This is a genomic window from Bifidobacterium thermacidophilum subsp. thermacidophilum DSM 15837 (assembly GCF_000426425.1).
In the GTDB taxonomy this organism is placed as follows: domain Bacteria; phylum Actinomycetota; class Actinomycetes; order Actinomycetales; family Bifidobacteriaceae; genus Bifidobacterium; species Bifidobacterium thermacidophilum.
The window spans coordinates 129597-149738 of record NZ_AUFI01000011.1; the positions used below are offsets into that span (position 1 = coordinate 129597).

Here is a 20142-nt window from a genome sequence, read left to right on the forward strand (position 1 = left end):
AAATATTAAAAGACGAAAAAATATACATGAAAAAGGCAATGAAAACAAATCAAATATGTATGATTATACCATACTTTGGAAGGGAGCCAGAATGGTTTAATCTATACTTATATTCATGTTCAAAACAAGATAATGTTGACTTCTATTATTATACTGATTGCTTGAAACCTATAAAGCAATATCCTAATACGCATTTCGTTTATCTTAGTTATGACAAATATTGCAAGATTGTATCACAAAGGTTAAATATCTCATTTCATCCCGCTCATACTTATAAGTTGGCTGACTTAAAACCTTTTCTTGCGATTGTTCATAAAGATATTATCAGCAAATATGATTGGTGGTCTTTTGGTGACTTAGACCTAATTTTCGGCAATATAGGAATTCTGATGAATGCTGAAAATATGTCTAGGTATGATGTAATCACCTCGCATGCTGATCGTATAGCAGGACATTTTACTGCGATAAGAACTAAATCTCATTATACTGATTTGATGTTATGTTGTGAGAACTGGAAATCTCTAATGCAAAAAGATGAGACCCTTGGGGTAGATGAACGCTATTTTTCGGAAGTGGTCAATCCTTGCTATAAAGTGATATCATTTATGTATCGTCATTTTTTTTCGTATTTCACCCATGACCCAGTGAAAACTTGGAATGAATTGCAGAGTATTACTGGACGCTGGCATCAACGTGTGCTTTTTAAGGAGATGTATACATCTCCTGTTCCCAAGAGTCAAGATCAAGCATGGTATTATTATCCGGCTACATCAAAAATCGTACCACCATCCGATGCATATCAAGGAATTTATAATAATAAATCTGATGGGAAAATGTATTTGCACTTCCTGTTCTTCAAAAAAACAAAGTATCTTGATACTGATAATTATTGGAGACCTGGATTTTATAAGATACCTTCAGATTATGATTTTACTCAATCGAAGGATTCTGTAAAAATTACATCTCAAGCAATTGAAATAAAAAAGCTTTAGATAATATAAGAATCTTATTATTTAATAATATGAATGAAGAAATGGCGCAACCAAAAGTTTCAATTATTATACCTGTATATAATGGATCGAAGTATTTGGAAGAATGTCTCCGCAGCATTCTTAGTCAAGATTATTCGAACCTTGAGATCATCATAGTTGATGATGGCTCAACTGATGGTTCTGCATCAATTGCTAAGAATATCGCTTCTTGTGATCAACGTATTATTGTGTTAACTCAAGTGAACGCGGGTCCTGGCGCAGCCAGAAACCTTGGTTTGAGTTGTGCTAGTGGTGAATATATTCTGTTTGTCGATTCCGATGATCTATTAATACGCAATGCTGTATCGAATTCTGTTCGGTTGGCTGAAACTAAGCATGCAGATCTCGTATGCTTCGATTTCGAATCTTTTGATGATAGTCACGTGATGGGGCGGACGTTATCAAAAGAATTCCCCAAATATCTGACCAGCACCTCACGGGAATGTTTAATGGAGATGTATACAGATCATTTGGGTTATTTTTCATGGTCATTTTTGTACAAAGCTAACATATTTACAGACGATGGCATGAGGTTTCCCGAAAACATCTTGATGCTTGAAGATATGCTAATGCTGAACACAATATTCAGATTGCAGCTGAAAGTGGCTTATATTCCTCGAGCGCTCTATCGATATCGTATTACTTCTGACTCGCTAAGTCATGGAAAAAGTATTAAAAAAGCAGAAGATGCACTTATTGTTATAGAACATGTTATCGATATGTCATATGCAGATAAAACAATTCATATCTTTGCGCCAAGTGCAATTCGATTTTTAGTATATATTGATGAGATTACTCCAATAGGTGTTTCTATCAAAAAACTCATGTTGCATCGACGTATCAAGCAACTGTTAAGGAAAATGCTTGGTGTCACAAATACCAACGAGTTTGACTTGAAAACGAAAATCAAAATCTTCTTAACCCTGGCAAATCTTCAGCAAATAATATCTCCATATCATAAGTTGTGAAACATTTTATATGATTACTTCATATATCCTTAAATAAAATATAGAACATGTGGTCAGAGGCAAATTTACGTTGACGATGTTCACGCAAATAGTTCTATGTCATAATATGATCGCGAATATTATTTTACCTTTATAGATGGAGCATATTCTTACTGGTTTTTAGTATTATTGAAGTTGTGATTTAAAATGATAATATTAATTGTGTAATCTATTGAGTCAAATACTGAGTAAATAAACACTTTTTAAATCTCAAATGTAAATATTGTTTCTGAAACTGCATAATACGTAAATATATAAATATTAGAATAATAGCATTTATGGGCTTTTTATGCGGATTTGCTACAACCGCCTCGACACCGAGCTCAATGCGATCGGCAAGGCCGAACTGCCGGTCATCGACGAACTGGGCTACCTGCCCGGCGACATCGAGGGCGCGCGCCTCCTGTTCCAGGTCATAGCCGACAGCTACGAGACCAGGAGCGTGGTGTCCGCCTCGAACCTGGAATCCGGCAGGTGGGGCGACGTGTTCGGCGACGGCGACATGGCCGCCGCGGTCATCGACCGCATCGTCCACCACGGGCGCATCATCAGGTTCCACGGCGAATCCTACCGGAACACCCACTCACTGATGAAACAGCCAAACAACACCAATAGGAAACCGGACAGCCCAAACCGTCCAGAATGGACGACGAAACTGTCCAGAAAAAGTGACGACACCGTACAAGTCAACTTGACAAAATACAACCGTCCTGCCAAGCCGGTAATGCTCACGCCCGGCGAACTCATCGCAACGGGCAGCAGCTATCGCTTCAACTGCAGATGACCTGCCGCGCTGGGCTGCGGGACCATGAGGCTGCGGTGAAGGAATATGACAGCTTCCACACGTGGTCGCCGTGCTGCCGTTACAGGGATTGCGGAACTCCACCTCTGTGCGATGATGCTCACAGAGGGAATGATAACTCCCAATTGTAGACATGTATGAAGTGCTAAGTGCTAAATTCTGGAGAACGAAAGGGCATCTTTGGATTAGATCAAGTTCCAGTGTGTATTGATGATGTCCGAATTGCGTGGTTTGCTAGATACTTGACGGTTTGGCCTGCATCTTCATTTTGCTTGAGTGAAGGGCAGATTCGATGCAATGGTGAGAAGCCGCAATCAAGAAATAATTATTACTTGTGTATTCGATTTCAATATCGAGATCATGGGTGGTACTGCTTGGCTCGAGACAGGGGGTAAATGCATGGCGAAGTCAGTAAAGATCAATGCAATATTAAATGTCACGCTTTCTGCGTCATCGATGTTGGTAAGTGTCATTACAATCCCCTATGTAACAAGAGCGCTGTCTGTTAGTGGCTATGGCGATGTGAATTTCGCACAGAGTATCTCATCATGGCTCAATGCTTTTTGCGTAGCTGGTATCCCCACATATGGGATTAGGGAATGCGCGAAAGTGCGCGATGATAAAGAACAATTGGCTACGCTTGTACGCGAGTTGTTGCGAATAATTACGATATGTACGGTTGTTGTTCTGGGGTTATTCGCTATTGCAATATTGGTGGTTCCTAGACTTGCGAAGATTGCACCATTGATGTGGATGTTCTTGGTGAGTACCTTACTGCAGTCATATGGAGTCGAGTGGTATTTTCAGGCATTAGAAGATTACAGATATATCACAATAAGGTCAATAATATTCAAGATAATATCCTTGATCGCCATTTTTCTATTTGTTCGCCATAGTGGAGATTATATCATTTATGGAGGAATATTAGCTCTGGTTACATGCGGTAACAATGTATTCAACATCATCCGGCTGAGAAAAGAGATTGGTTCTAGCGGTAAGGGGGCACTATGCTTAACGAGGCATGTTAAGGCACTTGAGTCATTTGCGCTATTGAATATTGCCTCAGCGGTCTATTTGTCATTTGATACTACTTTGTTGGGATTTTGTTCGCCTGACAATAGTCAGGTTGCGTTGTATCAATTGGCGAGTAAAATAAAAAATGCTGTATTTGCTGCAGTGCTTGCTGTAATAAATACGTTGGTATCGCGTTTGTCTTATTATTTTGCCAAAGAACAACAACAATATTATTTATTACTTAAAAGGGCAACGCTAATTCTGGTTGAGACAAATCTTGGAGTTGCTTGCTTCCTCGCTGTGTTTGCAAAAGAAATATCTATATTAGTTTCTTCTGAAAAATATATTAATGCCGCGATGCCGCTGCGCATTGTTGCCTTCGCTGGATTCTTGAGCAGTATCAATGCGATTATCGGATTCTGTATACTGACACCAATGGGCAGAGAAAAGCGCTTGGCGATAGCAAACACTGTCGGGGTGCCGGTAAGCCTGGTGCTGAACTTAGCACTTGACTGGTCGTGGGGCGCTGTCGGAGCGGCTGTGGCTGTTCTAGTGTCCGAAGGTTGTATTTTTATTGTTCAGTTCGCGTCATCTATTGATGTTTTCCATTCACTGAATATTGGGAAAGATATCATGAAATCACTATTGTGTAATCTTGTTCCAATGTTGCTGTCCATATTTTGCGAAGGTGCATTGCCGGTTAATATTTCAGGCTCGTCTGAAATGTCGTCGTTTATTGTGATTTGTGTTGGATTGTTGGTGTACTTATTAACGTGGCTCTTGGTTTCTAGTGTTACGAAGAGTGCGGTATTTTGTTATGTGAAAAATATCATTGCCAATGTATACAGAAGAATATCAGGTAAGTGAAATTCGAATATGATTGGCAAAGCCACAATAATATGTTTCTAGATATACTTTGATTGTCATGGATTATCAGCTGTATTGAATTCTGTACATGACGTTTTGCTATCAGTAGGTTTTCCATGCATGTCATTCCAGCGTCGCCGAGTACGCCGTCGTTTTCGCTGATCTTCTTGTCTGTCAGCATGATCGGATCGGCGATTCGATGCGACTAACGCTTATTAAGCATAAACACCCAAGGGCGCTAGCTTAGATGATTTGGCCCAGAAAAACTTGACGGCATCGGCCGGTGTGCCAACGGCACCCCTGTGCGTGATCGGATGGCTGGCGCGGACCGAAGTATGCGACGACCGGATGAAACAACTTCCCGTCAGCGGGGGCACCCGTTTTTCCCGGACGCCGCTGATAATCAACAACGCTCGACTCACTCTTAAAGGCAATGTTGCACCTCAAACTAGAAAACAGGGAAAACGGTAGATGGGCAAAAATGAGTACCGTAGGGTAGTATGCAAGTATGACTGAGACGTTTGTTCCGAAGAACATTATTGTGACCGGTGGGGCTGGTTTCATTGGTTCGAATTTCGTGCATTATGTTGTAGACAATCATCCCGGGACGCATGTGACGGTGCTGGATGCGTTGACCTACGCGGGTAACCTGGATAACTTGAAGGGCATCCCCGAGGACCGCATGGACTTCGTGCACGGCAACATCTGCGACGCGGAGCTGCTTGACCGGATCGTGCCCGGCCACGACGCGATCGTGCATTACGCCGCCGAGTCCCATAATGATAATTCGATCGCGAACCCCGAACCGTTTGTGCGCACGAACGTGGTGGGCACCTTCCGCCTGCTCGAGGCGGTGCGCAAGTACGATATCCGTTATCATCACATCTCCACCGACGAGGTGTACGGGGACCTGGCGCTCGACGACCCGCACAGGTTCACGGAGGAGACGCCGTACCGTCCGTCGAGTCCGTATTCGTCCACCAAGGCGAGTTCCGACATGCTGGTGCGCGCGTGGACGCGCACGTATGGTATCCGGGCGACGATCAGCAATTGTTCGAATAATTACGGTCCGTACCAGCATGTGGAGAAGTTCATCCCGCGGCAGATCACGAATATCCTGACCGGCGTGCGTCCGAAGCTGTATGGTGCGGGGTTGAATGTGCGCGACTGGATCCACACCGAGGACCATTCCTCCGCCGTATGGACGATCCTCACCAAGGGGCGTATCGGGGAGACGTATCTGATCGGCGCGGACGGCGAGAAGAACAACATCGACGTGCTGCGCATAATCCTGCGCCTGATGGGCGAGCCGGAGGACGCCTTCGACCATGTCAAGGATCGTCCGGGCCATGACCGGCGGTATGCGATCGACTCCACGAAGCTCCAGACCGAGTTGGGGTGGAAGCCGACGCATACGGATTTCGAATCCGGGCTCAAGGCGACAATCGACTGGTATGCGGCGCATCCGGAGTGGTGGGAGAAGACGAAGGCTGCGACCGAGGAGCGCTACAGGCGCCAGGGGCAGTGAGCGTGTCGGCGGTGTTCTTCTTGCGGGGAGTGCCGCCGATGCCTGTGTCTGGTTGGTTTTGGATTGACGGAGCCGGTTCGGGAGGTTTGAGGTAGTTATGGATTTTGAGAAGGATTTGAAGGCCGTGCGGACGAATATTCCGGGGTTGATCGTGTTCGACCTGCCCGTGCACGGCGACAACCGCGGCTGGTTCAAGGAGAACTGGCAGCGGGCGAAGGAGACGGCTTTGGGTCTGCCGGATTTCGGTCCGGTGCAGAACAACATCAGTTTCAATACGAAGCGTGGTGTGACGCGTGGTATCCATGCGGAGCCGTGGGACAAGTACATTTCGATCGCCACGGGCAGTGTGTTCGGCGCCTGGGTGGATTTGCGCCCCGGCGACACCTTCGGTGAGGTGTACACGTGCACGCTTGACCCGTCGAAGGCCATCTTCGTGCCGCGCGGCGTGGGCAACTCCTTCCAGACCCTGGAGGATGGCACCGCGTACACGTATCTGGTCAACGCGCATTGGAGCTTGGAGCAGAAGAAGACGTACACGTTCGTGAACCTCGCCGACCCGACGCTGGACATCCAGTGGCCCATCCCGCTGGACCAGACCGAGCGGAGCGAGGCGGACCTGCATCATCCGTTCCTCAAGGACGCGAAGCCGATGATGCCGAAGCGTACGCTCGTCACCGGCGCCTACGGGCAGCTCGGCCGCGCCATCAAGGAATACGCCGAGGCGCACGACCTGCACAACTTCGAGTACCATGACATCGACACGTTCGATTTCTCCGATCCGGCCGCCTACGACCAATTTGACTGGGACCTGTACGGCACGATCATCAACGCCGGCGCGTATACGGCCGTCGACAAGGCCGAGACCGCCGAAGGCCGTGCTGCCGCATGGAAGGCGAATGCCACCGGCCCGGCGCTGCTGGCCAAGGTGGCGCGCGAGCACCACATCACGTTGGTGCATGTGAGTTCGGATTATGTGTTCGATGGGACGCGCGAGGAGCATACCGAGACGGAGGGTTTCGCGCCGTTGGGCGTGTACGGCCAGTCGAAGGCCGCGGGCGACATCGCGGTCGGGCAGGCGCCGCGGCATTACATCCTGCGTTCCAGCTGGGTGATCGGCCAGGGGCATAACTTCGTGAAGACCATGATGGGCCTGTCGGATCGCGTGGCCGACCCCGACGAGGCGCTCAACCAGGTGACCGTGGTGGACGACCAGTACGGTCGCCTCACGTTCACCAAAGACATGGCCGGGGCGATCTTCCACCTGCTTGATTCCGCGGTGCCGTACGGTACGTACAACCTCACGGGGTCGGGCGCGGTCAGGTCCTGGAAGGACATCGCCGCCATGGTGTTCGACCTCACGAATGGCAACGGCGACGCCGTCAAGCCTGTCACCACGCGGGAGTATTTCGAGTCTGCGAAGGGCCCGGTGTCGCCGCGCCCGGTGCATTCGGCGCTGGACCTGTCGAAGATCGAGGCCGCCGGCTATGCGCCTGCGGATTGGGAGGAGTCGTTGAGGGCGTATGTGAAGGCGGAGCTGGCCGCGCGCGGCGGTTCCGTGGAGGGAAGGTGAAACCGTGAAGGGTATTGTTCTTGCGGGTGGTTCGGGTACCCGGTTGTATCCGTTGACGACGGTCACGTCGAAGCAGCTGCTTCCGGTGTATGACAAGCCGATGGTGTATTACCCGTTGAGTGTGTTGATGATGGCGGGTATCCGGGATATTTTGGTGATTTCGACGCCGAAGGACCTGCCGAATTTCGAGCGTCTGCTGGGGGATGGCTCCCGGTACGGGGTGCGGTTGTCGTACAAGGTGCAGCCGAGCCCGGATGGTCTGGCGCAGGCGTTCCTGCTGGGCGAGGAGTTCATCGCGGGGGATACGTGCGCGCTGGTGTTGGGGGATAACATCTTCTACGGCAACGGTCTAGGCCGTGTGCTGCGTGGCGCGGTGCGTGACGCGGAGGAGGGCCGGGCGAGCGTGTTCGGCTATTACGTGGATGATCCGGAACGGTATGGCGTGGTTGATTTCGACGAGACCGGGCGGGCGGTGTCGATTGAGGAGAAGCCTGCGCGCCCGAGGTCGAATTACGCGGTGACGGGCTTGTATTTCTATGACCGGCGCGTGGTGGAGTATGCGAAGCGGGTGCGTCCGTCGGCTCGCGGGGAGTTGGAGATCACGGATCTGAACCGCATGTATCTGGAGGATGGTTCGTTGCGGGTGCGGACGTTGGGCCGGGGGTATGCGTGGCTGGATACGGGTACGATGGACAGCCTGTTCGAGGCTGGTGAGTTCGTGCGTACGGTGCAGCGGGCGCAGGGCCTGCCGATCGCGGTGGTCGAGGAGATCGCGTACCAGAACGGGTGGATCACCCGCGGGGAGCTGCTCGAGTCGGCCAAACGGTACGGGAAGAGCCCGTACGGCAGGCATTTGCAAGGCATCGCCGACGGCGAGATCCGCCTCATCGACAACAGCAAAACCCAAAACTAAGCCACCACCACAGCGATAGCGACGATTCTATCCGGTAAGTGCTGAATCTATTGAGTTCTGTACTTACCGGATAATTCGGAGCTGTGTCTGTTCGAACAACAGGGCATAACCATCAGTTGCCAAGTTTGTCATCGGATCATTGAGGTTGTCCTTGCGCATCCACTATCTTTATCTCCTCCTCAGCGAGTTCTTGTAATCAGGTAATCAGTGCTGATGATTGTCGCAAGCAGGTGCTGAAGGACTTGTCTGACATGGGAACATGCAATTCCTTTCGGTACGCGCAAGTTATCAATAACCTACCCGTTTCCAGTGTCGGAATGTTCCGTTGAAGGTCCGAATATCATATTCTCGCCACGGCTAACAACCTCATCGGCAACAACGGCAAGGGTATAGGTGCGGACTGAATCGGCTTTCGGGCGTGGTTCTCCGATTTGGTCCATGGATTGGGACGGGTTGCCGGGTTATGGCGTTGCGGCTGGTTGCCTGGGCAAGTGAAGATTGTTGGTATTCTGCGGTTTTGTGATGTGACGGTAGTCGGCGGTTGGCTGCCGAAAGGCATGGGCATGAACTGATTCTGATTTCGGTGTGTGATTTCTGATTCAGTCCACAGGGTCGGACTGCTGCGCGGCTGATGTACCGGTGGCCGGCGTTCGCCATCCCGATGGATCATTGGCATTCCGCGGTTTTATACCGTGATGAAAGTTGTTGGTCTGTTGTTTGCCGATAAGGGAATGGACTGATTCCGGTTTCGTCCCGTGTTCTCCGATTCGGTGCCGACATGTCCGGTTGCCGCAGGAATTCTATCCTGTCCCAAATTGATGCTCTCGCAGTCTGCACCCAAACCGTTCAAACTAAACGACGAGGTTGTCCAGAATAGTGACGAAACTGTCCGCGTCGAATTGTCGCCATACAGAAACTGCGCCCGTAAACACTGGACCACTTGTCTGACACGGGAACATATAATCTCCGCATGAGTACGCAGGCCATCGAAAAGCTGTCCGTCTCCAGTTTTGGACCGTTCAACAACAGATATGATTTGAGTTTTTCCCCAACTATCAATGTCATTGTTGGTGATAATGGCACGGGTAAATCGCAGTTGTTGAAGCTGTTGTATTCATGCACGAATGTCCTCCACAATGGCAACGACGATTCGGACTTATTGAAGACCAATCTGCAAAGGAACATTGCCGACAAGCTTATTGGCGTATTCCAGCCGGATGCTTTGGGCCGTCTTGCAACCCGCCAGCAGGGTAGGACGCGTGCCGATGCCACCGTCCGGTATCACAATGTCAAGAATCCGCTGAAGTTCAGCTTCGCGACCAATTCAAAAACAGAAGTTCGCATTGACTCATTCCCATCGAGTCGCTTGGAATCAACGCCGGTTTTCCTGCCTTCACGCGAGCTCATGTCCATCTATCCAGGATTTGTTTCGTTGTACAACACCAGACAAACCAGTTTTGATGAGACTTGGCGTGATACGTGCGATCTGCTCGGGCGTCCGCCGCTCCGTCGCGTGAAGGGCGATGACATCGATGATGCAATCAAACCGCTGATGGACATCATGGGTACGGATGTCACTGAGGAAGGTGGACACTTCTATTTGCACCGTCAGGAGGGCATTCTGGAAATGCCTCTGGTTGCAGAAGGCCTCCGAAAATTGGCTACGATTTACCGATTGGTGCGTTCGGGCGTCTTGTCAGGAAGCGGATACCTGTTCTGGGATGAGCCCGAAGCCAACTTGAATCCCGCCAGTCAAGTCGCTGTAGCGCAGACCATTGTGAAGCTTGCAGACTGTGGGGTGCAAGTATTCCTGGGTACGCATAGCTCGTTCCTTATGCGTCAGCTTGAACATGAGGCGAAGACGATGACCACTGGAGGTCTGGGATTTACCGCGTTCAAACGCGAAGGCGTGGATGTCACGGCGGTGCAGGAAAAGCGTATCGTGGACATTCCCGTTGACTATCTTGCCGCTATCAATGCGGAATACAACCAGGCTGACATGCTACTGGCGGAAGACGATTGACGAGATGAAACAATTCACCCAAGACGGCAACGTGTATGAGTTCCCTGATGATTGGCTCGTTGTTCCCGCATATGATGAATTGCCATTCTTCAAGCATCTGAGCGGAAACCAAGCCATCATGGCGAAGGGATGCGATATTGTCGCAGTTTGCGGTGATGAGCTGTGGCTGATTGAAGCCAAGGATTATGACAGGAAATCCATGAAGGAGACGCGGCCGAAATCCACGGAATTGGCAACGACCATCGCCCGAAAAGGCTTTGACACGCTGGCTGGTCCGCAAGTTGGTTCCAGGTATCAGTCGGATTCCGAAGTCGCGGATATATGCCGTCAAGCGGTGAATTGCAAGAAAGTCATAGTCTGCGCGACTATCGAGCCGTCCACCGCAATCAGTTCGAATCATTACGATCGTCAATTTTTACACCAGATCAGGGAACAGCTGAAGCGAAATGCCGCGGGGTATGCAGACAAAGTGTATGTGACGCAGAATCGCGACGAAATGGCATGGAAGAGGTGGTCTTCCCGTAAGGACCCATCATCGCGCTGATGCATGCAGACCGACGGTGTCTTGCTTTTGACCTCACCCACCACCCCATCCCCGTTCCCGCAATGTGTCCCCAATACATGCGCTCGTAACACAATCCGTCAGCCGCGTTAACCGGCTGGTCCGTATGGTTGGAGTCACGAGTTCTCTTCGTTCTCCTTGATACCAAAACGCAGGCGGCGAGGCCTCAGCCTCGTCGGGACGAATCCGCAAACGACGCATCGCCCCGAATGCCTTGCCTGGGAAGTTCGCTAGGCGTGCAAGGAAAGTGGGAACCATGAATCAATCCACGAATCAAACCGAAGAAACTGAAGAATCAGTAGACCTTTTGATCTGTCATGCGACAATCTGCACTATGGATGCGTCGCGCCGGGTCATTCACAACGGTGCCGTCGCCGTGAACAATGGCATGATTGTCCAAATCGCAGAGGGCGCTGTTCCGTCGGGTCGTCATCGCGGGCGGCGCCATCCTCGTGTTCCTCGGATTCTGCCCGAAACTCATGGCCGTCATCACCTCGCTGCCGACCCCGGTGATCAACGGTGTATTCGCCATGGTGTGCATGACCTTGATTTCAAACGGCGTGAAAATGGTGAAAGACACCGTGATGGACGACCGGGCTACACTGATGCTCGGCGTTTCGGTGATGAGCGGCGTGAGCACCATGATCCTGCCGGATTCGGTGATTCACTTGGCGCCGCAGTTCATCCAGTATTTCCTGTCGTCCGGCATCGCGGTCGGGGGAACGGTCGCGATTGTCTTGCAGCTGCTGCTCCCGAAGACGCGGGGGAGCGAGACAACGCGGGTGGAGGAGGCCGGTGCCGCCGGCGATAGTGGTGCTGGCAGTGCGGTCGGTGGAAATGGGTCGAAGCCCGGGGTCGGGGCTGAGGCCGGGGCCGGTGACGGCGGTAGAGCCCATGTTGGCGCCGGTGCTTGCGTTGGTGCTGTTGGTGCTGAGGCGGTTTGATTCTGCCATGTCGTCGACACCGGCCAAAGTGCAGATGCCGGTGGTGCTGAGACCGTTTCCGGCGTAGTGGGTGCTGTCCAGGTAGCCGATGGATAGTGCTAATTGCGCCGTCTCCGGTACATGCAAATCGTTGTGATGCATTGCGTTGCACGGCGAATGCCCATCGGGCGCAGGCCGCACGGCGAAGATCCTTCGATTGATCCGCCGGCGGTCGCTTGTACTCGAAAATCCGTCATCCAAACTGGTTACGCTGAGGGCGGGCTCAGCGTAACCAGTTTGGATGACGGTCTGTCCATCTTTGGCGAGCCGGCTCATCCCTTCTCGAGATAATCAAGACCTTCAATCTGGTGCAGGGCGATGTACTCCTCGAATGATAGGGCGCCCATGGCTTGTTTCCTGCGAAGGGCGGCGGCGGTGCCATATTGCCGTTCGATGTTACGGCGGCGCTCGCTGATTTCCTTGTCTGTCAGCATGATCGGATCGGCGATTCGATGCGGCTCGGCCAGTGCTGTTGGTGAATCCATGGGTTCCTCCCTTCGTGGTGCTTGTGGTGTTCGTGGTGTTGTTAGACCAAGCGTATGTGATGGTGGCGTCAAATGATAGTGCATCGGATGCAGTGTTGCAGCGGTGGTCGGTGTCCTGATGCTTGGCGGTTGGGTGAGGACTGATTTCGATGTTGCCGTGTTATTCCGGGTTTGGTCCGTGGACTCAGACCATCGCGTGGCAAATGTGCCGGTGGGCTGGTATCTGTGGTGCTGGTGGATTGTTGGGATTCCGCGGGTTTCCGGTGTGGCGGGTGGCTGGTGGTTGGCTGCCGGGTGCTGCCGGTGTGGACTGGATCGGTTTTCGGTTCCCGTTTTCCGGTTTGGTCCGTGGTTTGGGTGTTTCATGTGGGTGACCGGGTGGTAGTTGATTGTCGTAGTGTGCGCGATTCATTGGAATCTGGCGGTTTTGTGGTATCGCAGAGATTGATGGTTGGGTGTCGGCCGGCGCTTGTGAGGACTGGGTTCGATTTCGTAGTATGGTTTCCGATTCAGTCCGCGTGATGGGTCCACGGGGAGGGCGGTGGACTGAGTTTGGTGCTGGTCCTGCCGGCGGATTGTTGGGATTCTGCGGTTTTGGTGTGGTGGCTGGCTGGTGTCTGCGTGTCGGCCGGTGCCGGTGTGGGCCAGATCGGTTTTCGGTGCTCGTTCTCTGGTTTGGTCCGTGGTTTGGGTGCTTCGGGCGGATGGCTTGGCGGTGGTTGATTGTCGTAGTGTGCGTGATTCATTGGAATCAAACGGTTTTGTAGTGTTGCCGAGGCAGACGGATCAGTGCCGGCCAGTGCTCGTGTGGACTGGTTCCGATTCCGTCCTGTGATCTCCGATTTGGTCCCGGTACGCGACTCGCCCTGTCGCCTCATCGCCGTGCCATCATGTCATCGTGTCGTCTCATCGTCACCCCGACTCTGCATCTCGTCGTATCACTGACCAGTCAGCCCGCCAGCCAGTCAGCCCGCCAACCAGTCAGCCGCCAACCAGTCAGGCGCTCGCCAGTCTCATTCCGCTTTCCGCTCCCAGACCCCCTATTCACCCCATCAATCCCCCCCCATCGATCCGCTCACATCGCTCACACATCCACCCTCAATTCTAAAAATACCTGAGAATCCTCTGCTGTTTTCTTAGGTGGTTAACGAGTCGTTATCGTGCGGTAGTGCATTCAAATCCTTGATATATCAAGGAAAATGGCCCGCAGTCACGTGCACGAATTGCTACACTTGCTCGATTCGCGAAGACTATGCTCAGTAGTGAAAGATAACAACGCGGATGATCGGAATCGCCGCACGTCGGAGCGTCAGCACACCGGAATGTCGGAACGCCGGAACGCCGATACATCAGACAATCCGACGGCGAGACCAGAACCGAACAATCCGCATCCCCCCACGAGGGGCGGTATGGAAGGAGCAGGTGACATGTGCACTGGTGTTCGCTTTGCAGATGAAGACGGGAACATGTATCTCGGCCGCAATCTCGACTGGTCGTTCTCTTACGGCGAGAAGATCGTGGTGACGCCGCGCGGCTACAAGACGCCGGTCGCGTTCAATGCGACGGTCGCCGACCCGAAGCCGGTCATGGGTGTCGGTATCATCGTCGAGGGCATGCCGATGTACTTCGACTGCGCGAATGACGAGGGCCTGGCGGTCGCCGGCCTGAACTTCCCGGGGTATGCCCGGTATGCGGACGCTCCGGTGGACGGCACGGTCAATGTCGCCGCCTATGAGCTGCCGTTCTGGATTGCCCGCAGCTTCGCCACTGTTGACGAGGTCGAGGAAGCCCTGAAGAACGTGACCGTCGTGGGCAAGCAGGTCAACGAGCAGTATCCGGTCTCGTTCCTGCACTGGATCGTCGGCGACGGCAAGCGCAGCATCGTGATCGAGGCCATGGCCGATGGCATCCACGTGCATCACGATGGCGTCGACGTGCTCGCCAACCAGCCGACCTTCGACTGGCACACCGAGAACCTGCGCAACTACCTGAGCATGGATCCGCGCGTGCCCGAGCCGGTCAAGTGGCGTACCCAGGAGCTCAGCGCGTGGGGCTCCGGCTCCGGCATGCGCGGCATTCCGGGCGACTACAGCTCGCCGTCGCGTTTCGTGCGTGCCGCCTACACGAACGCCCACTACCCGGCGCAGAAGACCGAGGAGTCGAACGTCTTTCGCCTGTTCCACACGCTGGATTCCGCGGCGATGGTGGACGGCTGCGCGCTCATGAGCAACGGCCAGTACGAGAAGACGATCTACACGAGCGGTTTCTCCGCCAAGACCAACACCTACTACAAGAACACGTACGAGGATCCGGCCATCAAGAGCTACCGCATGGCCGACTTCGACCTCGAGGGTGTTGAGCTGCAGACCGCCGAGTGAGATTGGGCCGCTGTCAGGTGCCTGATTGGCTGATCCGCTGAACCAGTAGGAACGGCTGAATGCGGGGCGCTGGGTGCGTGCGGGATGACCGCGGATTGCCTGGCGCCCCGCATCGTTCTGTGCCTGTGCGAGTCATACGGGTGAATCAGTCATATGCCGGTATAACCGTGGATGATGAAAAACAAATAACAGAGACTTTCGTATTTCGGCAGATTTCCACAGCTGACAACATGAACCTTCTTACCTACTCTTACCTACTCGGACTTACTCGAACCTGAGGTTCGACCTTGGTGGGCGTATGGTCGAGTGTCTTGCCTGGGTTGGGCGGTCCTACTCTTGCTGGTTTTCCTGAGTTTGGACTCTTGGATTGAGAGTCCGAGACTGGGAGGTGTTACTCGGTTTACTCGAACCTACTCGAACTTACTCGAACCTGAGGTTCGACCTTGGTGGGCGTATGGTGGAATGTCTTGCTTAGACTGGTTGATCCTACCAATGCTATTCGAGTTGATGAAGAGAGTAATACTGTGATGGATCATGGGGGCTGTTGCCGTGCCAATCGAGAATTTCCTTCTTCACCAAAGATTTCAGGGTGGGACGCGAAATCTTTACGCTGCGCCCGAGATGTTTAGCAAGCTCTTTGGCGGTCACTTTCCCTTTCCCATACACGTATTGAAGAGTGGCGAGTTCGTATTCGCTGAGATTGTTGAGCGTCTCTTTGTCGAAATCGCTTGCGATCAAATCTTCTCGTCGCAAGACGCGTGAGGTCGCACTGTTCTCAAGCGTGAGCTGCACCGAAGAACCATTCGGTTCTGAGAATGTGGGCTCCCTAAGGAAGAAATCCGCCATTTCGTCGTATATGCGCTGGACTCCTTCGTTGAGTTCTCTTACCCATCCGAATTCCACCAAGGTGCGAGCAATCGTGGGGTTGCGTGACCAGCGCGTGTACTTCATGTTTTGGAGCGTTACGATATTGGGAAGCTTCCCAGGGCTTGTGATTTCAAGCCGGTCATCGTACATCATCACACGAATGTAATCGCCGCTCATAGCGTAGTCGCGGTGCGTTACTGCGTTCACAAGTCCCTCGAACCAAGCAAACTCCGGATACTCTGGTATGACTTTGAACTTGCCGTCATCTCCAAGATACTGGAATTCCCGGAGTTGACTTGAGATGAATTGTTGAGCATCTTCTATCGTTTTGGGGAGTGGCCCGTCGAAGGTACGGTCTTTGACAATGTTGAGTCTGCGCCCGGTTTCCATTTTGTTGCCGTCGAAGCGGATGACGCGTACTCGAGCCCACGGCATGAACTTGGTCGGGTTCTCTGAGAAGAGAAGCACTCCGGCATTAGTGAGATGACCATCATGCAAGAAGCCGCGGCTCCGCAGGATCTGCTCATCGCTGGCACTTGTACCGAGCTCGGTCTTGTAGCGTGCCATTACTGCGAGATCCACATCGTTTATCGAAGAGCGCGTTTCCACTTCATCTTCAAAACGGCGTTGGTTCTTGTCGTATTCAAGTGCCAACACTTGGTCGCGGTCGAGTACGACGCTGCTGTCCTTCTGGCGTAGGAAGACCGCTTTGTCGCTTCGTCTGGAGATGACATGCCCGGATGAAGGGGCTATCTCGAGTACAAGGATGTTATCGCTCTTTCCCTGCTCGTTGATGACGGGAATCCGTACGGGATGAACTTCGGGGACAGGATCGCACCCCACAAGTGCTGCCTGCTCGAACTCCTCGATATCGTGCGCTCCGGTTCCTTTGAACCCGGTTATGCTGCCATGGTCTTCTATGCCAATCACCAGCTTGCCACCTGAAGCGTTGGCGAAGGCGCAGATATGCCGGATTGTATCCTTGGGAGCGATACGAGCGCTCTTCCGGTCGAAATATTGGCTCTCCTTTTCAGTGGTAAAGAGAGTCGGATTGTTGTCGTTCAATGGCAGCTGCATGCGAGTCTCCGATCACGTAATGGTGCTATTTTACAACCGCCACGTTTATCGGTCATCGTGAGCCTGTTCTCTCGTTTGTCTTGTGATGGTTCACATTGAGTGATATGCACAGCAATGTCAATCACCAACTCGCAGAGCACGATTCTCCCGCTCCACGGTGAACAACGCGCATCCGATCGGGGCGATGAACACCATGGGAATCACATACCGCATGCCTTCATATGAAACGCTCGACCCGGAAATCCACAGGAAAGGCACCGTGGCGAGCATCGGGATGAGCCAAGCAGCCTGATTCCAAGACATCGTACGCGCCCGCAGCCTGCGTACAGCGAGATAGCACTGCATGAAGGGCAGCCAAGTCGCCCAGAATGCGCGGCAGAACCACGGCTGAAGGAAGAACTGCTCGTTCAGCCACGTGAAGCCCTGATCCAGCCCCGAGTAGAACAATGCGTGACTTGACACGGGTAGTCCCGAGTCAGAAGCGTTCGGTGCAAGGGACGCTCTCGTGTACACGTATGCCGGGCGCATACCGGAGTATATCGATTCGTATGCCGCTTGGTTCGGCATGGCGACCCACCCTTGTTCCAGCAGGAAATATGCCCGCAAATACGTTGTGGGGTACTTCACCCCGTTACGCAGCCATGTACGTAGGAACGGTTTCAGCGATTGTTCGCGCTGCGCAGTCCAGTGTGTGCCTTTGATGGGGTCGACCGCAGGCCAGAAGAACTTGTTGGCGGCATCGGGCTCGAGAATTCCCTCGAACACATCACGATCCGCCTGGGACAACTCGTCACCATGCTCTTTCAACAACAGCGCCGACTGTTGCAACGGAATGGCAATCATCTCCTGTTTGCCGCCAGCCTCGATATGGCACAGCGGGAACAGGATGCCGGGCAACATCAGGAACATGATGATGGCGCTCGCCAGCACGGTTCCCGCCAATCGGAGCCGTGCCTTTCGCCCTGCCACGACCAGCATCGTGAGAATACAGGCGATGGTCACCGTGTAGATGCCGGTTTTCTTGGTGAGGGACACCAGCAGCGCCAATATGCTGATCAGGATCCAGGCTTTCGGTGTTGCGAGGTTGGCGCCGCGTGTGCGCGCTGCTTCCAGGCATTGTACGGAAAACAGGAGGAAGCAGGGGAGGAACACCGCGTCCTTGACCATTGCCATGGCATATATTGGTACGAGCGGGAATAGGCAGAAGAACCCGTATGCGAGGAGGCATGCCCGTCTGCTGGCTCCTGAACGGGCAAGATAGCGGACCACGTATACCAGCACGGCGATGGATGTGGCGGTGATTGCCGTCGTGTAGAGAGCGACGCCGAAGGCCGGGGAGCCGACCCAATCACCGATTTGATAGAACAGCCCGAAAATGAGGGTGTCGAATACCGGGTGTTGGTCCGACCATGCGCCACTGGTGATGGCGTTCGACTTCCCCTCCCATTGCAGTACCTGCTGCACGGTGTCATACTAGATTGCTCCGGGGAAAGCCAACACGTAGCAGGGAAGCCAGCATACCGCCATGATGGCCGCAGCTTTGAAAGCGGATTTCCGCCCGCCGGTAAAGTCGGGAAGGATTCTTTGCCAGAAACGGGTTGAAGATTGGTGAGGACTTGCGTTTTCTACATCCTTGACGTTCCTCGCATCTTCCGGATGTGCTGACGCAAGTTTCGCTACTGCGGGTATCGTCTGTTCGGATTTGCTTTCCAGCCATGTGATGAATCGTTCGAACAGCAGCGTGAAAATGAAGAAGAAGACTGCGAAGACGAGGATATGCGGCAGTCGTCTTGCCCGCCCGGCTTCCCCTTCATTGAGGTATGCGCAATACTCGGCCAATGTTGCCAGAATGATGCTGCAGCAGGCGAGTCCCAGTCGTGGTATCCCATGGTGCTTTCGTGCCGGCGATCGCGTTGAAGATGCTGATGACGCTGAAGATACCGTTGTTCCCTCCATCATGGCTAACAGCCTAGCAAGAGCGGGATACCGAACAACCGACAAAAGAAAAGAACCGCGAGAGCGGATTGTTCTCACGGTTCTTGTCTACTATGTCCTGTGTTGCAGGCGTTTTCAATCAGATGATTGGCCGCGCAGCACCTGTGGGGTGCCGGTTGCCGGCGTACATGTTCGCAATCCGGACGCGTGGTGGCATGGCTTCGATCACTTGGTCATTGCCAAGATAGATGGCTACGTGTCCGGGATAGAAGATCAGGTCTCCGCGTTGCCGCTGACTGACCGAAATATGCAGGAACCTGCGGTCGTTGCTCATGTTGTTCGCATCATGGCTGTGCCACGGGTCATACCAGTGTGCGGTCGGATTGTAATCCTGCAGATTCATTCCGGTCGCGTAGAGCGACTGCATGACAAGCCCGGCGCAGTCCACGCCGTTGCCGGGTTGCATGGCATAATCCCAGACATATCGGGTTCCGAGATAGTCGTACGCCCTGCTGATGAACGCGTTCACAACTTGGTCGCGGTTGGCGTTAATGCTGATTCTTGACGGTGAAGCATACCCGAATGCTCCTCCGGGAACACTGACATTGCACGAGCTCACCTGGAAGAACCCACCGGGATTCTGATAACCGACTTTTCCGCAGCCGGCGATTGAACCGTGCTGGAATCTCTGGGTGGGCCCTGTCTGGTCTTCGACCGGGAAGCCGTATTGGCCCTGCTCATAGCGGGCAGCGGCATACTTGCTCAGGGTCGTGCCGACTACCGGGTGTGTGCCGGTGCTGTTGGACCAGAAGACGGTGCCGTGCTGGAAGGTCTGGGATGCGCCGCCTTTGACGGTGAGTTCGTCGCCGGTGGGCCAGCCGAGCCAGCCGTCCTGCCAGCCGCGCTGGCTCCAGTACTGTTGGATGGCGCCTCTGGTGAATTGTGCCCCGGTGCTTGGCGACCAGTGGATCTGCCCGCGTTGGAAGACCTGGGATGCGCCGCCGTTGAGCTTCATCTCGTCGGTGGTGGGGAAGCCGAGAATCCCCTGTTCGAACTTCAGGACCGAGTACCTGCCGCGGATACCGTCTTTGACGGCGTGT

At 52.9% G+C, this 20142-nt stretch carries 15 protein-coding genes and 1 pseudogene; 11 read left to right on the forward strand and 5 right to left on the reverse strand.

The annotated features are described in order from the left end of the window. Positions 1-26: 26 nt before the first annotated feature. The 10 genes and pseudogenes from K315_RS10465 (at position 27) to K315_RS10765 (ending at position 12261) form a co-directional block, all read left to right on the forward strand. Positions 27-992 carry a DUF6625 family protein gene (locus K315_RS10465; RefSeq protein WP_211219731.1) on the forward strand — a complete coding sequence of 322 codons (966 nt, stop codon included), beginning with the start codon at positions 27-29 and terminating at the stop codon, positions 990-992. A gap of 41 nt (positions 993-1033) precedes the next feature. Then, the gene (locus tag K315_RS10270; RefSeq protein WP_162142819.1) at positions 1034-1999 is read left to right on the forward strand and encodes a glycosyltransferase family 2 protein; all 966 of its coding nucleotides are present in this window, start codon (positions 1034-1036) and stop codon (positions 1997-1999) included. 319 nt (positions 2000-2318) lie between these two features. Continuing rightward, positions 2319-2633: pseudogene (locus K315_RS09735) on the forward strand (ATP-binding protein); the annotation flags it as partial. A 567-nt stretch (positions 2634-3200) separates the two neighbouring features. Continuing rightward, positions 3201-4721, forward strand: coding sequence for a flippase (locus K315_RS09740; protein ID WP_211219732.1), 1521 nt, complete (start codon positions 3201-3203; stop codon positions 4719-4721). Between the two features lie 508 nt (positions 4722-5229). Further along, positions 5230-6249, forward strand: a complete 1020-nt coding sequence (gene rfbB / locus K315_RS0107700) for a dTDP-glucose 4,6-dehydratase (RefSeq protein WP_029576924.1) — start codon at positions 5230-5232, stop codon at positions 6247-6249. Between the two features lie 97 nt (positions 6250-6346). Then, on the forward strand, positions 6347-7819 hold the full coding sequence (locus tag K315_RS0107705) for a sugar nucleotide-binding protein (protein WP_029576925.1): 1473 nt from the start codon (positions 6347-6349) through the stop codon (positions 7817-7819). 4 nt (positions 7820-7823) lie between these two features. Next, a complete protein-coding gene (gene rfbA, locus K315_RS0107710; protein WP_029576926.1) occupies positions 7824-8732 on the forward strand; it encodes a glucose-1-phosphate thymidylyltransferase RfbA in 909 nt (302 codons plus the stop codon). Between the two features lie 970 nt (positions 8733-9702). Next, positions 9703-10755, forward strand: coding sequence for an AAA family ATPase (locus K315_RS0107720; RefSeq protein WP_033520695.1), 1053 nt, complete (start codon positions 9703-9705; stop codon positions 10753-10755). 31 nt (positions 10756-10786) lie between these two features. Then, positions 10787-11299 (forward strand): cysteine--tRNA ligase, encoded by a 513-nt coding sequence (locus K315_RS10065; RefSeq protein ID WP_211219733.1) that lies wholly within the window; start codon positions 10787-10789, stop codon positions 11297-11299. A gap of 410 nt (positions 11300-11709) precedes the next feature. Then, positions 11710-12261, forward strand: coding sequence for a purine/pyrimidine permease (locus tag K315_RS10765; protein WP_029576929.1), 552 nt, complete (start codon positions 11710-11712; stop codon positions 12259-12261). Positions 12262-12572: 311 nt separating this feature from the next. Here K315_RS10765 and K315_RS0107735 read toward each other — a convergent pair whose 3' ends face one another. Beyond that, positions 12573-12785: a hypothetical protein gene (locus K315_RS0107735; RefSeq protein ID WP_029576930.1), complete on the reverse strand. Its 213-nt coding sequence runs from the start codon at positions 12783-12785 to the stop codon at positions 12573-12575. A 1427-nt stretch (positions 12786-14212) separates the two neighbouring features. Here K315_RS0107735 and bsh point away from each other — a divergent pair. Further along, positions 14213-15163, forward strand: a complete 951-nt coding sequence (gene bsh / locus K315_RS0107745) for a choloylglycine hydrolase (RefSeq protein WP_029576932.1) — start codon at positions 14213-14215, stop codon at positions 15161-15163. Between the two features lie 495 nt (positions 15164-15658). On the opposite strand, the gene K315_RS0107750 is transcribed toward bsh, so the two are convergent. The 4 genes from K315_RS0107750 to K315_RS10070 all read right to left on the reverse strand — a co-directional run. Then, a complete protein-coding gene (locus K315_RS0107750; protein WP_033521233.1) occupies positions 15659-17107 on the reverse strand; it encodes an ATP-binding protein in 1449 nt (482 codons plus the stop codon). Between the two features lie 117 nt (positions 17108-17224). After that, positions 17225-18571: a DUF6020 family protein gene (locus K315_RS0107755; RefSeq protein ID WP_029576934.1), complete on the reverse strand. Its 1347-nt coding sequence runs from the start codon at positions 18569-18571 to the stop codon at positions 17225-17227. Between the two features lie 9 nt (positions 18572-18580). Then, positions 18581-19066, reverse strand: a complete 486-nt coding sequence (locus tag K315_RS0107760) for a hypothetical protein (RefSeq protein ID WP_152571498.1) — start codon at positions 19064-19066, stop codon at positions 18581-18583. A gap of 115 nt (positions 19067-19181) precedes the next feature. Continuing rightward, on the reverse strand, positions 19182-20142 hold a 961-nt coding region (locus K315_RS10070; RefSeq protein ID WP_211219734.1), incomplete at its 5' end, for an NlpC/P60 family protein.